This is a genomic window from Bacillus sp. JJ1122 (assembly GCF_036964885.1).
GTDB lineage: Bacteria > Bacillota > Bacilli > Bacillales > Cytobacillaceae > Mesobacillus.
This window is the reverse complement of sequence record NZ_JBALQL010000012.1, coordinates 1-14,118: the sequence shown is the minus strand read 5'-3', so window position 1 is coordinate 14,118 and position 14,118 is coordinate 1. Positions and strand designations below refer to the sequence as shown.

Genomic DNA, 14,118 nt, shown 5'->3' with positions numbered 1-14,118 from the left:
TTTTACAAATCAATAGTACCAATTATCTTTCGTTAATCAAAATAATATGTTTTGAGATCATTATATGAAGAAAGAATGAGGAAGAATAGGGAAGCTGAGAAATCTATCTTTGCCTTGAAAGATACTCATATACTTCCCGAAGATTATTGTAGCCTTGATGCTGTGCTTTCTTAAGAAAAAATGCCCATATTTGAGCTGCCATTTTCGCATCTGCCAATGCATGGTGGCGATCTGTCACTTCAATTCCACAGTCATTGCAGAGCTGTTCCAATGGCAATGGATGAAATACAGGATTTGTTAACCTGACTAAAAATGATGTGTCTATGATTCGGTGTTCAAAACTTACTCGAAGCTGTTCTAAGGAAATTTTTTTCATGAATGCTTGCTCGTGTTTTGCGTGGTGTGCAACCAATATGGAGCTGCCGATAAAATTAAAGAAGTCTATCAGAACATCCTTTGCTTCTGGAGCCCCTTCAAGCTCTCCATTATCAATATTGGTTAATTTCGATATCTCTATTGGAATGGAGGTATCTGTTTTAACTAAAGAATAAAATACGTCCTTCTCATGTATCTTGCTCCCGGTCATTTTAATTGCTCCTATGGAAATCACTTTATCTCCTTTCTCAGGGAAAAATCCCGTTGTTTCTAAATCAAAGACGATAACTGGCAACTCATTCAAAGGACAATCAAGGCTGTTTTTTTGTTTCATTTCTTTTTGCAGCTGCCTGATAAATGAAATTTGCTGAGCGTTTGTTTGAGGCTGTAATCCTGCATATATATTCGAACCCAGTTTGCCAGACATTTGTCTCACAAAGCGGACCATATCATTCATTCCCATATTGATTTTCCTTTTCAATCTGTCCTTTGACATTGAAATACAGCAGTTCGCCTGATTTTAATAATGCTTTTAACTCTTTTCTTTCCGATTTTGTCAGATTGTCTCCGTTTACATAGTGACCCGATTCGTAATTATGATGAATGCCATGAAGAAGCCGGAATTCTAGCAGTCTCGAGAAGTTTTTTGCAAAAAAAATGCTCTTTTCAGATGGCATCGCATTTTGTGAAACTAAAGTTAACCTTGAAAGCGTTGAGGTTTCTGTGATTTTTTCGTTTAATGCCAGGAGTCTGGCGGCATTTACATATGGAAAGAAGGCTGTGTCTTTAAGATTGATTGAGCCGGAAAAGTTCCCATGGGTTTCGACCAGCAGCTGTCCCAGGACACCAACTCCTTTTTTAATATGCATCGTATTTTGCAGCATTCTTCTTATTAGGTGCTCTTTTTCAATGGATGAAGAGTATTCTTTTTTTATACTCATGAGCAGAGAAGTCGTTCCGTATAGTGGACGGGAATCTGCAAAAATTAATAAATACCGGATCGATTCCCAGGAGGATTCAGCTGTCCACTTATGGATTTGTGCTTTCCATTCTGTCATAGGTTTGCACCATAATGGGTTGCCGGCCATTACTCCGCCCGAGCATTTCGGATATCCAGCTCGTTCAAGACCATCGGATATTTCCTGGCCTAGATGAATAAAATATTTTTTTGATTCATCGTTATTTGTCTCAAATACGATTCCATGATCCTGGTCACTCCAAATCGATTGCTCAAACCTGCCAGCACTTCCCATGACAAAGAAAGTGAAAGAGGAGGGAGGATCGCCATAACTCATGTTCATACGTCTTAAAGCTAAAGAAATAACAAGTTCGTAAACCTGGTCGTGAAAATCATTCAGTTCATGATTGTTACGTGAGACTAGTGCGATTCCCTGTAAGCGAAAATCATTTATTTGCTCATAACTTGTAAATTCCATCTGACATTCTTCCTCCCGATAACCATAAAATAGAAAAGACGGCAAGCCCCGAAAAAGGGACCGCCGTTACATTATACGTCTGTCAATTAATTTATAGATGGCTGCTGTGATTTCAATTGTACAGTTTGGGTATTCGTACCCGTACCAGTTGCAACTGTTTCTCCGTTTTTCGCTAATACGGAATGAACAAGTTCAGGATAACCGTAGCTGCCATGTTCACTCATGTCTAAACCGATGATTTCTTCCTCTTCTGTGACACGCAATCCTTTCATTGATCCTTTCATGATTGCCAGAATGATATATGAAACAACGAAAGCAAATGCCGCGCATGCTGCCACTCCCATTGCCTGGACTCCCAATTGTTCAAAACCGCCGCCGTAAAATAGACCAGGCTTTCCAACAGAAGCCAGCTCAGGTGTTGCGAAAAATCCTGTTGATAAAGTACCCCAAACACCTGCCGTACCATGAACTGATAAGGCAAAGATAGGATCGTCGATTTTTCTGCTTTCAAAGAAACGAATGCTATAGAATACAAGGATTCCTGCGATTAGGCCAATCACAACAGCAGCCCAAGTGTCAACAAATGCACATGATGCCGTAATAGCTACCAGCCCAGCTAAAGCTCCATTCAGCATCATTGGTACATCTGCCTTCCCGACTACAATCCAGGAAATCAACATAGCTGCGACTGTTCCTGCAGCGGCTGCAAGATTAGTATTGAGTGCTACAAAGCCAAAGAAAGCTCCGTCAACAGAAACAGTGCTCCCAGCATTAAAGCCGAACCAGCCAACCCAAAGCAACAGGACACTTAAGGCGGTGAAGACCTGGTTATGTCCCTCGATGTTGTTAGCTGAGCCGTCCTTGTTGAATTTTCCCATTCGAGGCTTCAATAGGATCGTAGCTGCGAGTGCTGCCATCGCTCCTGTAAGATGGACGACGGTTGAGCCGGCAAAGTCCTGTTTGCCATGTTCAGCCAGCCAGCCGCCACCCCAAATCCAATGTGCGATGAAGGGATAGACTAAAACAGAAAATAATAATGCGAATACCAGGTATACAGATAATTTCGCTCGTTCTGCAAATCCACCAAATGCAATAGTTAAAGAAATGCCAGCAAAAGCTAACTGGAATAAAAAGAAAACAGATCCAGAAAGACCAAGGCCCTCGATATCATATCCGGAATAGAAAAAGTCAGAAAAACCTATGATTGAATTCCCTGCTCCAAATATTAACCCATAACCTACAGCCCAGAACGCAAGGGAAGAAATACCAAAGGTTAAAATGGTTTTTCCGGCAATATGGCCAGCATTTTTCATCCGTGTTGATCCTGTTTCCAGCAGGATGAATCCTCCCAACATTAAAATAACAAGAACTGCGGCAATCATCACCCATAGACTGTTCATTAAAAATAAAGTTTCCATAATGGCTCCCCTTTCAAAAACTTGAATGTAATTTGTATTCTCGCATGTATTTGGTAAGGTTTCTATATTCGTGTGAGGAAATCTAACATTGTTTTCGCTTGATTAGTTTTCTCTTAAAAGAAAAAACCCCACAAAAGGGGGTTAGAATTAGAAAATATTCATAAATTAATATTTTTTTATCCCAAATCGGGCATTTAGCTGTCCCTGGATCATCTTTTTATGGGCTGCTTCATCATTGCGTTTCTTTTCACGAATCATTTCCTGTCGGATTTCGTATGTTTGGACACCATCTTCTATTTTATTTGCAATCTCGACTAATTGTTCAACATCAGCAAATGAATATCTTCGGCTTCCGCCTGGCGTCCTGTCGGGGAATATTAATTTTCTTTCCTCATAATATCGGATTTGTCGCTCTGAAAGGCCTGTCAACTCCTTCACGATACCGATTGTAATTACCTTTTTATCCTTATAGGACGCTTCGTTTGCCATATGTTTCACCACGTTTCAATATGTTAATGTATTATATGTTATATTTTCTCACATGTAACTTGATTTGACAAAAGGAAATTATCTATTCGAAATTATTTTGAAAACTTGTTTGTTAGATTCTTTAATTCGGTTATTGTGAATTTCTTTAATTCATCTTCCGTTACATCAGTTAACCCTGACTTAATTAAATAATGAATATAATGCTCTTTTAGTTTTTCAATGGCTGATCGTAAATGCAAGGACATCTTTGGATTCCTCCTTTAAGTAATTTCGTTTTGAACACTTCTTAAAATAATCTGTGCCTGGTTTCCTCGACTTTTCAGCAGTTCCTCATATAATTCATCCCTCATAACGTCCAGCAGTACAATTAATTTTGCTAAACTCAACTCATTTTGATATTTCATAGACAGTGCCTCATTTCTTTTCTGTAATTGATTTTCATAATCGTAAGTTATTTTCATATTAGCGTCAGCAAATGTGTAAGAATTTCTAACCGAACTTTTGCGTGAAAGTAATGTTTAAGTAAAAAGAAGGAAAAACTATAAACGAAGTGTCCACTAGGAGGAATGAATTTGGAACAGAACAGTCAGGAAGATAATAAAGGATTTGTGATGAATGAATATGATGTGCTAAAAAAAGTCATTTTGTGCCAACCTCAGTATATGACGATTCGCGAGGTGATCAATGAAACGCAGAAACACTTCAAGGATGAAGGCATACATATTGAACGAGCATTAGAACAACATAATGATTTTGTAAGTACTCTTCGAAAATACGGCGTAGAGGTCATATTGCTTCCATATCATAAAAAATATCCTGAGCAGGTGTTCACAAGAGATATAGGGTTCACTCTTGGACAGACCATATTTGTCGCTGAAATGGCAAGTGATATCCGTAAAGGTGAAGAGGATGTTTTGAAACAATGGCTCGAGGACGAAGGGATTTCGTACTACAATTTACTTGGTGATCAAATCGAGGGCGGCGATGTTATCATTGATCGGGAAACTATTTATATTGGTCTGAGCAATCGTACAAATCAAAATGCTGTAAACCATTTACAAGGATTACTGCCGCAATTTGAAGTAAAGGCAATCCATTTCAAAGCGGAATATCTTCATTTGGATTGTGTCTTTAACGTAGTATCTCCAGATGTGGCGCTCGTTTACCGAAAGGCGCTGACAGAGGAGGACATTACATTATTCAGTTCCCGATATGAACTTATAGATGTGACGGAAGAAGAACAATTCACTCTCGGAACAAATGTTCTGTCTGTTGGAAACAAGCATATTTTCAGCCTGCCTGTAAACAAAGGAGTCAATGATAAGCTTCGGAGTAAAGGGTTTGAAGTTATTGAAGTGGATATAACGGAGATCATTAAATCTGGTGGTTCGTTTAGATGCTGCACACTTCCAATCCTGCGTGAAGTGAAAGCATTCTAAAACAGAATACAAATGGGAAACACACCCTTTTACTAGGTAAAAGGGTGTGTTTTTGTACAGGTTAGGAAAAAGTATACTGTTTTACATCACATTTTATTTGTCCCACAAGAAATATTATTTTATAATTCTAAATAGAAAGAATTTTAAATTTGTAAAGGGGGATTCACTTGGAAGTATTTGTTAATTGGTTAAATGGAATTTTGTGGAGTACACCGGTTATTTATATCATTTTAGGGATCGGCCTGCTCTTCTCAATCCTGACACGATTTTTACAAGTTAGGCATATTAAAGACATGGTCATGCTTATGTTTCAAGGGAAAAGTTCTGATGCGGGTGTGTCGTCATTCCAGGCCTTATCTATTGCTTTATCCGGCCGTGTTGGAACTGGTAATATCGCAGGAACGGCAACAGCGATTGCAATGGGAGGCCCTGGTGCAGTGTTCTGGATGTGGGCAATTGCCTTTATCGGTGCAGGAAGTGCATTTGTAGAGTCTACTCTTGCACAGATTTATAAGGTTAAGCAAGATGGTTTATACCGAGGCGGACCTGCATATTATATCGAAAAAGGCCTTGGAATCAGATGGTTTGCAATCGCTTTTGCCATTTCAGCTCTATTAGCGATGGCTCTATTGATGCCAGGCATCCAATCCAACTCTATCGCAATTGGCATGGAGAACGCGTTTGGGGTCAGCAAAAGTGTTACTGGTCTCATTGTAATTGCACTTTTAGGATTAATTATTTTTGGCGGTGTTAAAAGGATTGCGAATGTAGCTCAATATACAGTTCCTTTTATGGCACTAGGCTATATCTTGGTTTCATTAGTAATTATTGCTATGAACATCACTGAACTACCTGCTGTCTTTGCTCTTATTTTTAAAAGTGCATTCGGTGCTGATTCCATGTTTGGTGGTATCCTAGGAAGCGCCATTGCTTGGGGAGTAAAGCGAGGGATCTACTCAAATGAAGCAGGACAAGGTACTGGACCGCATGCTGCAGCTGCTGCAGAGGTTTCACATCCTGCAAAGCAAGGGTTAGTACAGGCGTTCTCGGTTTACATCGACACACTGTTTGTATGTTCAGCAACGGCATTTATGATTCTATTTACTGGTATGTTCAATACTGTAGGTCCTGATGGAAAGGCATTCCTAGTCGAAAACTTAGCAGGAGTTGAAGCTGGGCCTGGTTATACACAAGCAGCTGTCGATTCTGTTATTCCTGGATTCGGGGCTGGATTTGTCGCTGTGGCCCTTTTCTTCTTCGCTTTCACTACCATCATGGCATACTACTATATGGCTGAGACGAACATCGCTTATCTTCTTAAAGGACGAGATGGAAAAGTTCCAATGTTCATTCTTAAGGTTGTCATCCTGGGTGCGACATTCTACGGAGCTATTAAAGAAGCATCGCTTGCCTGGGCATTGGGAGATGCCGGTTTAGGGTTGATGGTGTGGCTGAATCTGATTGCCATTATCCTTCTGGCAAAGCCTGCTTTAATTGCTCTTAAAGATTATGAAGCGCAGAAAAAGCAAGGGTTGGATCCTGTTTTCAATTCGAAGAAGCTAGGCATTAAAAATGCAGAGTATTGGGAAGAAGAATATACATTTGACCGTGAAAAAGAAAAAGTTTCATAATGGTTGCTAAAGGGCAGAGCCGATCGTTTATGATCGGCTCTGCTTTTATATTTATACAATTATATTGTTTCCATATTAGGGAAGGCTGTTAATGACAATGAGTAATATCGGGGGATTAACATGAAAATGCTTTGCATAGATGGCGGTGGAATAAGAGGTGTATTCCCTATAGCCATTTTACAGGCGATTGAGGAAGAATACCAAATGCCGGTTGCAGAATTGTTCGATGTTATTGCTGGGACAAGTACGGGATCGATTATAGCTTCTTCTGCTGCATTAAATACAAAAATGGATAAAGTAATGGAAAGCTATCTTACTTATGGGGAGAAAATCTTTGTGCGGAAAGCAAAGGTTGGGTTTTTCAAGAGCGTTTATAGTGATCGATACTTGCGCAGGCTGTTGAAAAAAGCGTTTGGTGATATAGCGCTAGGGGATATAAGTAAGCCTCTGATCATACCGGCAGTTGATCTTACGCATGGCAAACCATATGTTCATCGATCAGATTATGGATTCTCCGAAAAAGAGGTGTTAAACGTTAAATTATGGGATGCTGTTCTATCTTCTTGTTCAGCACCTATCTACTTTCCACCCAACAATGTAAACAATCAATACATGTCGATTGACGGAGGTCTATGGGCAAATAATCCATCGCTGGTATGTGTGACAGAGGCTTTACACCATTTCAAATCTGAGCTTACGGATATTAAAATACTTTCTATAGGAACAGGACAGCAAAGGATAGATTTTCAAATGGAAAAAGAAAGATATTGGGGTGTGCGGCAATGGCTGCCGTTCCATTTTCCTTCAATGAAGGTCACCCCAAAGCTTCTGGATCTCGCGATGGATTTGTCGTCCGAGTCCGTTTCTTACCATTGCCGTCTTTTACTCGGAGGGCACTATTTACGAATCAATAGAGAATTATCAGAAGAAATTCCTTTTGATGATATTAGCTTTATGACAGAAATGAAGCAGCTAGGCAAACAGGTTTTTCAAGAGCGAAAAGCAGAGATTCATGCATTTTTGTTAGAGAATCAATAAACTTGTGTTACCTTTATTATTGAATTGGGAATAAAAAGTTAAGAAATACTATTTCTGAGTGTACCAATATATTGAGAGGGGACTGACTGGATGATGGATAAAATCGAAGTTGGCGAAGTTTTTACAATAAGTGATGAAAATGAAGAGGAAAATGAAGTAGAGGTAATTGGAACTGTTACCATTGAAGGTACAGATTACGTTGCTGTCAGTTTTGTAGATGATTTAAAGGAAGAAAATGAAGAAGATATCGATATCTTCTTCTTAAAAGTCGATCAAGATGGCGATTTTGCTGCAATTGACTCAGATGAAGAGTTTGAAAAAGTATCGACTGCATTTGATGAAATGGTGAATGAAGAAGAATAGCAGGGAACGGAGAGCTTTAATGCTCTCCGTTCTTTTTGTTCATTCCAAACTTTTCCTTTATTTGTTATTATGATGACATGAGGATAACAGGAGGAATCTGGATGAGCGAAAAAGATATGGTCCAACAACAGTTCGGTAAAAATGCAAGCCATTATGTAACAAGCAAATCACACGCTAAAGGAATGGATTTGGCTAAAGTAGTGGAGATTGTAAAAGGTAACGGGGCTTTTGAACATCTTCTTGATATAGCTACAGGCGGAGGACATGTAGCGAATGCTCTTGCTCCTTACTTTCAAAAGGTCACTGCATTAGATTTAACTCCTGATATGCTTAATGAGGCTGAGCGGTTTATCCGTTCAAACGGTTATGAAAATGTTGATTTCCTTCAGGGGGATGCTGAAAAAACACCTTTTGCTGATGAATCTTTTGATGTCGTGACTTGCCGGATTGCGGCCCATCATTTTCCGGCAGTAGACCGTTTCGTAAGCGAGGTTTTTCGGGTATTAAAGTCAGGAGGCCTGTTTGTTCTTGTCGATAATGTCGCGCCAGAGAACAAAGAATATGATGAGTTTTATAACACTGTTGAAAAGAAAAGAGATCCAAGCCATTTTAGAGCATATAAAAAATCTGAATGGATTTTAAAAGTTGAAAAAGCCGGTTTATATACGGATTCTATGTTCACTTTTGATAAGGAATTTCATTATGAGACATGGTGTAAAATGATGGATTTGCCTGACAAGGATAAAACCGAATTAAGTAAATTCATGAAAGTCGCTACCGACTCAATGGTTAAGCATTTTTCAATTGCTTTTTCAGGTGAAAACGTTGTGAGTTTTAAAGGTCAGAGCTTTTTACTAGCTGCGTCAAAGAAATAACTATATATAAAGGAAAAATAATAAAATGCGTCGAATTGGTTTTGAAAGGAGTTGATTTAATTGGATAGCGTCATTTTAGTAACTTTTAAGATTAAAGGAATCCCCCTTCCTATTAAAATAGCCTCTACTAACGAACCAAGCAGAGAACAGATTTTACAGAAAATCGCGGATTTAGCCAAAGGGTATGATCTAATAGGCGAGATCCAATTCAAGAAGCTTCTGAAAGAAAATGGCCATAAAATGTATATATATGAAATTGGGGACCGGAAATGCATGGTGCTTGTGGAAAGGCTGGAGAAGATTAAGGAGTTTGAGGAAATCGGGATATAAGAATCTGCTAAATTAATAACTGTGATATTTTTCAACACTGTTGATTGAAGCGGGAAGCACCAAAATTTATAAACAGGAAACCCAGGAGAAAGTTCTCCTGGGTTATTTGTCGGAATCAAAATAAGATTTTGACGCCTTTGAATTCTGATTCAAGACAGCATATTGGAAGTAGTTAAGGGTGCCTTCTTTAATTCCCTTATTAATAAAAATAGTTAGGCCTGAATGATGTTAGTGGTCTCCATCATTTAAAGATGTCACATCACTCTCATTGGTAAATTGGAAAAAATTTCACATCTCACTATCACTTTTTTCAAAAACCCTCAAAAGTGTGTTTTCTATTTTTCCTTTTTTATTTATTAATGAACCGATGGAGTTTTTGGTTTCAATTATGCTGTTATCCTCAAATGGAAGATATTGAATGGTTTCAGTCCATAAATGATTGGAGGTTTTAATTGGTGGCTGCGTTTGCAAAGTTAAGTTATATTCGCGGTCACAGCTGCGATGAAGAGTTTGTTTTTTTCGTTTTCTTGCATTGAACCACATGACTGTCTTCATTAACCCACCCCAAATGCCATTAAAGCTTTCATTAACAATGGGGCTGTTTATAACTTGGTAAAAGAATAATTGGTCGCCATTATCATATTGAATTTCAGATTTTACTTGAGTTGAGAAGTGTACATCCCCAGAAAGCAAAACACAGTAACTTGGCTTCCATTTGCTTACAGTGCTTACAAGTGCATTAAACCCTTTTCCGTTGTATTTCCATGAATCAAAATCAAAGGATGTCTGGACTGGAATACCGAGTACTTTAAAAGGATAAACATATTTGTGAAGGAAGGTTTCTATTAATCCCATTCCATAAACCGGTGATGGAGAGACTATATTCAGTGGTGTATTCTTCTTCCAGCCGCTTGCCTTAAGTTTCTGAGTGATTTGGTCCCATGCTTCATTGCTGATCAAAAAGGGAGTCCGAGTGGTTTCCTCTATGATATTCAAAAGCTTAACTGGCTTAGGACGTGGGTCAAATTCCCGTTGTGTACGGGTGTCGAGGAAAACCGTTTTTGGAATAGTCGGGGCGACAAAATGCCAGGAGTGGAACTCGGATAACAATTTGATTCCATTAAAATATTCTTCGGATTGAGTATTATTTGTTTCGATATACTTTTGGACGGATTTCAAAAAATTCTGGTCAAAAGTTTCCGGGTCATTCCCCCAACCCTGAAAAAGCCAGTAGGCAGCCAATCCATTTGTTACGATATGCTGACCTAAAGGTGAATGGCTGACGGATTCAGTCCAATCTGGTGATATATTCCAATCGTCTGTTATGTCGTGATCATCAAAGATCATATATGTTGGTGTGTTCGCCATAACCCTTCTGGCGGCAGAAACAGATGGAATAAAATTTCTAAGACGATCAAGCTGCTCTTCATATCGCGCTTTAAGTTTTTTGATCTCTTTCTTTTGTATTTTCTTGTCATAATCAAATTTAAGATGCAGCATGCCGCGATCGAGAATTTGCTGAAAAGGCAGAAGCAGTTCATTTTCCTGTACATAATGCCAGAGTTCAGGGTTCCATACCATTAAATACATTGCGGCATATTCATTGAAACAGATTAAATGATTATCTCCATTTTTAGTCGTGAATTTAGCCAGATGTTCAATCAGATATTGACGGCCATTTATTTTGTTCAGTCGTGGAGAGAGTGAATCATCTATCAAGGATCCTTTCAGAAGAGAAGTTCCCTGGTTTTCTGACAATTCTTGGCCGACAGCAGCTAAAATATGAGAGAGCGGGTCTGCCACATCATCGGCATAAATCTGGTCACCCATTAAAAATAAGGTACTAGGGCGTTCAGATAAATCTTGATACTGCTCGTGCAACAATAGATCAGCAGCTGAAAATGCATCATTTCCATTACCATGCGGTTTCCGGCATGACCCATATAGAATCCTGGTTGGTTCATGCTTTTGGTCTATATAGAAAGTGGGATACTTGAGATTGCCATATACAATTGCATCCGTATGTCCAGGTGTTAGTAAATCAAAGCTACCTAAGTCACGATGAAGAACTCCGCGTTTAAATAACAGATTATAGCCGAGTAGTGTGTATGGAGGAAAAGCTTTGTCCTTAGGCATTATTTTTATAAGTGATACATATAGCTGTTCTCCAGCCTTGATTGTCTTAATTTCAAATCCGATATCCAATGGAAGATATTGAACATTTTCAGTGGTCTCTGATTCAAGGATGTGAAACAATTCAGCGCCGATTTCCAGCTTCCGGCTTAATGCGATCCAAATATATATACAGGAAGGATCAGTCCTTCGTAAAATAGGTCCGCCTAAAATAGTCGGTAATTTCATGCAGTTTGCACCACCTAATATTCTTTACTGCTAATTTATTCGAGCTGTACAAATCTGTGTCCATGTTTGATGAAGGCAAAAAAAAGAAGCCAAAATGGCTTCGTTGAGTTATTTTTTTGTATAGAATCGTGTGTCATCTTTATTGTCTAATACGTTAGCAATCATGGAAGTCGCACTATTAGGCCCTCGAGCATCGAGGCCAGCTTCCCACACCATCATTCCGCCAAGCTTCTGGTCCAGCGCTAATTTTGTTTTCTTCTGTAGTGTTGAATGCCCATTATAATGATAGATAGTACCATTCAAACTTACTTTGTCTTTATTAACATTTGCAGGATTATTATTGATAAGAGCTTCATAGGAAACCTGTTTTATAGCGGGATCCTCAGGCTGCGCATAAAGAGGAACACCTAGCACAAGCTTTTCCCTCGAAAAACCGTGTCGATCAAAAAGATTCGACCAATATGAAACAATATTAGCAGAATAAGAGTAAGGAGATAAATTAGCGGCATTGTACGCGCCATCCCACTGGCCGTCATATGCCATTAAATTGACATGGTCGAAATACTGGAACATCTCTGGGTCGAACACGACAGAATGAATTTCGGTGCCCGTCACGCTATGAACCTTAGCGTTTACTGCTATGGATAGCTCTTTGCCTTTCGGATGAAGCAAGGAACTTAGTTCTTTTGAAAATGCAGCTAAGAATCGAGCATCATCGTTTGAGCGTGGATGTTCAAAGTCAATATCTATTCCATCGAGATTTTCTCGATCTGCCAAGCTAACAAGCTCATTGACTAGCTTTTTTCTGGAATTCTCGTTGGAAATAGCAGTTTTAAAGTAATCATAGGATTCGCCGCCTTTTATATGGTACCAGCCGCCTATTGCTAAAATAACTTTAGTATCATGCTGTTTTGCATTGGAAATAATTGCCCGTAAATTTTTCAGAGCTTGGTCACCGTTTAACAGGAGTTTGCCATCGGCTGTTGGATGGCCAAATGAAAAAATCACATGCGTCAGGTTCTTATAGTCGATCTCATCCGGATTGCGAAAATCCTGAACATAGCCAATCAGCACCTTTGGATTATGTGTTTTTGCCTGTGGAGCAGCTTTGAGTTCAAGGTTTTTAACTGATTGAGGAGTATTTCCACTAGTATAAAGTACATCTTCAGCCGTAGATTTTTTGCTGGAATACAGTACTCCAGTTATAAAACCTCCACCGAAGGTAAGCAATACGATCATTAGGAGCAGGATGCGTTTTTTCATATCAGAGTCCCCCTGAGATTATTCAACTTTAAAATTGTAACAGAGAAACAGGAGGCTGAGGTGTGGTAATATCAGCCTTTCTACCTGTGCAAACGGAATTTTCTGCAAAATGGGAGCTGCAGAGAGATTAATAAATTCGTACAAGGGAATAAAAAAGATATAACAAAAGGATAGGAGCAAAGATATGGAATCCATAAAAACAGTAGTTGGGAATACAGCAGTATCTTATTTTGATAAAGGGGAAGGAAAAACAATCTTGTTAATTCACGGGTTTGCAGGAAGCAAGTTATATTGGGGAAAGGTGCTGCTTGATCTATCTGAAAATTATCGAGTTATTGCCATAGATCTACCCGGACATGGAGACTCTACAATGGGATTTGAAAAATATTCAATTGAAGATATGGCAGGATTGATAAAGGAGTTGCTTGATAAATTAAGACTAGAGGATGTAACCATGTTCGGCCACTCACTTGGAGGATATATCACTCTTGCATTTGCTGAGCGATATCCGCAATATTTGAATGGTTTTTCGTTAATTCATTCCACCGCCAATCCGGATTCAGATGAAGCTAAGGCAGGCAGAGAAACCAATGCTAAGAAAGTGCTTGAAGCAGGGATGGATTCGTTCATCCATGGACTCTCTCAAAAACTTTTCTCACCAGCTAATTCAGAGGTAAATGCACAAGATATTAAAACTACTGTAAAAATTGGAATGTCTACATCAATTAAGGGCGTTGTAAGCGCATTACTGGCTATGAGGGACAGGCCAGACCGAAATGATGTACTTGAAGGTTCAGAAGTACCTGTTCTTTTAGTGGCGGGTGAACAGGATCAAATCATTCCTCCTGAAAAGACGTTTACAATTAACAAACCTAACATTCAACAGGTTTTGATTAAAGGCGCTGGCCATATGAGCATGTATGAAAAGCCTGCCGGGCTTGTAAAGGCTATGGAAGACTTTTTAGCCAAAATATAATTAAGAGATTCCCGCCCAAATTTGGGTGGGTTTTTTTACGGAAAAGAAAGTATAAAATTCATTTCGAGAATTGTCCAGCTCCAGTGCCTAGCCCCTCGAGACGCTTGTCTAGCTGCGGCTCCTA

The 14,118-nt window shown here is 39.1% G+C and carries 15 protein-coding genes; 7 read left to right on the top strand and 8 right to left on the bottom strand.

Going from position 1 to position 14,118, the window contains the following annotated elements; genetic code table 11:
• Nucleotides 1-103: 103 nt before the first annotated feature.
• From V7201_RS07435 to V7201_RS07410, 6 genes are all read right to left on the bottom strand, one after another.
• Nucleotides 104-838: an exonuclease domain-containing protein gene (locus V7201_RS07435; protein WP_335376164.1), complete on the bottom strand. Its 735-nt coding sequence runs from the start codon at nt 836-838 to the stop codon at nt 104-106.
• Entirely contained in the window at nt 825-1,811 is a 987-nt protein-coding gene (locus V7201_RS07430) for a DUF294 nucleotidyltransferase-like domain-containing protein (RefSeq protein WP_335376163.1), read from the bottom strand. The genes V7201_RS07435 and V7201_RS07430 overlap by 14 nt, the downstream gene beginning before the upstream one ends.
• Nucleotides 1,812-1,897: 86 nt before the next feature.
• Complete coding sequence (locus V7201_RS07425; protein ID WP_335376162.1) at nt 1,898-3,229, bottom strand: ammonium transporter; 1,332 nt, start codon at nt 3,227-3,229, stop codon at nt 1,898-1,900.
• A 165-nt stretch (nt 3,230-3,394) separates the two neighbouring features.
• Entirely contained in the window at nt 3,395-3,718 is a 324-nt protein-coding gene (locus V7201_RS07420) for a MerR family transcriptional regulator (RefSeq protein ID WP_335376161.1), read from the bottom strand.
• Nucleotides 3,719-3,810: 92 nt separating this feature from the next.
• Nucleotides 3,811-3,963, bottom strand: coding sequence for a Fur-regulated basic protein FbpA (locus V7201_RS07415; protein WP_335376160.1), 153 nt, complete (start codon nt 3,961-3,963; stop codon nt 3,811-3,813).
• 15 nt (nt 3,964-3,978) lie between these two features.
• Entirely contained in the window at nt 3,979-4,122 is a 144-nt protein-coding gene (locus tag V7201_RS07410) for a hypothetical protein (RefSeq protein WP_335376159.1), read from the bottom strand.
• A 207-nt stretch (nt 4,123-4,329) separates the two neighbouring features.
• On the opposite strand from V7201_RS07410, the gene V7201_RS07405 reads away from it, so the two are divergent.
• From V7201_RS07405 to V7201_RS07380, 6 genes are all read left to right on the top strand, one after another.
• Nucleotides 4,330-5,157 (top strand): dimethylarginine dimethylaminohydrolase family protein, encoded by an 828-nt coding sequence (locus V7201_RS07405; protein WP_438825033.1) that lies wholly within the window; start codon nt 4,330-4,332, stop codon nt 5,155-5,157.
• A 167-nt stretch (nt 5,158-5,324) separates the two neighbouring features.
• The gene (locus V7201_RS07400; protein WP_335376157.1) at nt 5,325-6,788 is read left to right on the top strand and encodes an alanine/glycine:cation symporter family protein; all 1,464 of its coding nucleotides are present in this window, start codon (nt 5,325-5,327) and stop codon (nt 6,786-6,788) included.
• A gap of 120 nt (nt 6,789-6,908) precedes the next feature.
• A complete protein-coding gene (locus V7201_RS07395; protein WP_335376156.1) occupies nt 6,909-7,826 on the top strand; it encodes a CBASS cGAMP-activated phospholipase in 918 nt (305 codons plus the stop codon).
• A gap of 93 nt (nt 7,827-7,919) precedes the next feature.
• Nucleotides 7,920-8,189, top strand: coding sequence for a DUF1292 domain-containing protein (locus V7201_RS07390; RefSeq protein ID WP_335376200.1), 270 nt, complete (start codon nt 7,920-7,922; stop codon nt 8,187-8,189).
• Nucleotides 8,190-8,290: 101 nt separating this feature from the next.
• A complete protein-coding gene (locus V7201_RS07385) occupies nt 8,291-9,064 on the top strand; it encodes a class I SAM-dependent methyltransferase (protein WP_335376155.1) in 774 nt (257 codons plus the stop codon).
• A gap of 60 nt (nt 9,065-9,124) precedes the next feature.
• Nucleotides 9,125-9,394, top strand: coding sequence for a hypothetical protein (locus V7201_RS07380; RefSeq protein ID WP_335376154.1), 270 nt, complete (start codon nt 9,125-9,127; stop codon nt 9,392-9,394).
• Between the two features lie 288 nt (nt 9,395-9,682).
• Here the strand turns inward: V7201_RS07380 and V7201_RS07375 are convergent, their stop codons facing one another.
• Both V7201_RS07375 and V7201_RS07370 read right to left on the bottom strand, forming a co-directional pair.
• Nucleotides 9,683-11,755, bottom strand: a complete 2,073-nt coding sequence (locus V7201_RS07375) for a hypothetical protein (protein WP_335376153.1) — start codon at nt 11,753-11,755, stop codon at nt 9,683-9,685.
• A gap of 108 nt (nt 11,756-11,863) precedes the next feature.
• Entirely contained in the window at nt 11,864-13,018 is a 1,155-nt protein-coding gene (locus V7201_RS07370) for a glycoside hydrolase family 18 protein (RefSeq protein WP_335376152.1), read from the bottom strand.
• A 184-nt stretch (nt 13,019-13,202) separates the two neighbouring features.
• Between V7201_RS07370 and V7201_RS07365 the strand changes: the two genes are divergently transcribed.
• Nucleotides 13,203-13,994 carry an alpha/beta fold hydrolase gene (locus V7201_RS07365; protein ID WP_335376151.1) on the top strand — a complete coding sequence of 264 codons (792 nt, stop codon included), beginning with the start codon at nt 13,203-13,205 and terminating at the stop codon, nt 13,992-13,994.
• Nucleotides 13,995-14,118 lie beyond the last annotated feature (124 nt).

Bases quoted from the DNA above. Each gene is read 5' to 3' on its own strand.
- V7201_RS07425 (WP_335376162.1), bottom strand. From the start codon at position 3,229: ATGGAAACTTTATTTTTAATGAACAGTCTATGGGTGATGATTGCCGCA.
- V7201_RS07370 (WP_335376152.1), bottom strand. From the start codon at position 13,018: ATGAAAAAACGCATCCTGCTCCTAATGATCGTATTGCTTACCTTCGGT.
- V7201_RS07390 (WP_335376200.1), top strand. From the start codon at position 7,920: ATGGATAAAATCGAAGTTGGCGAAGTTTTTACAATAAGTGATGAAAAT.
- V7201_RS07385 (WP_335376155.1), top strand. From the start codon at position 8,291: ATGAGCGAAAAAGATATGGTCCAACAACAGTTCGGTAAAAATGCAAGC.
- V7201_RS07395 (WP_335376156.1), top strand. From the start codon at position 6,909: ATGAAAATGCTTTGCATAGATGGCGGTGGAATAAGAGGTGTATTCCCT.
- V7201_RS07420 (WP_335376161.1), bottom strand. From the start codon at position 3,718: ATGGCAAACGAAGCGTCCTATAAGGATAAAAAGGTAATTACAATCGGT.
- V7201_RS07365 (WP_335376151.1), top strand. From the start codon at position 13,203: ATGGAATCCATAAAAACAGTAGTTGGGAATACAGCAGTATCTTATTTT.
- V7201_RS07435 (WP_335376164.1), bottom strand. From the start codon at position 838: ATGGGAATGAATGATATGGTCCGCTTTGTGAGACAAATGTCTGGCAAA.
- V7201_RS07410 (WP_335376159.1), bottom strand. From the start codon at position 4,122: ATGAAATATCAAAATGAGTTGAGTTTAGCAAAATTAATTGTACTGCTG.
- V7201_RS07375 (WP_335376153.1), bottom strand. From the start codon at position 11,755: ATGAAATTACCGACTATTTTAGGCGGACCTATTTTACGAAGGACTGAT.
- V7201_RS07415 (WP_335376160.1), bottom strand. From the start codon at position 3,963: ATGTCCTTGCATTTACGATCAGCCATTGAAAAACTAAAAGAGCATTAT.
- V7201_RS07430 (WP_335376163.1), bottom strand. From the start codon at position 1,811: ATGGAATTTACAAGTTATGAGCAAATAAATGATTTTCGCTTACAGGGA.
- V7201_RS07405 (WP_438825033.1), top strand. From the start codon at position 4,330: ATGAATGAATATGATGTGCTAAAAAAAGTCATTTTGTGCCAACCTCAG.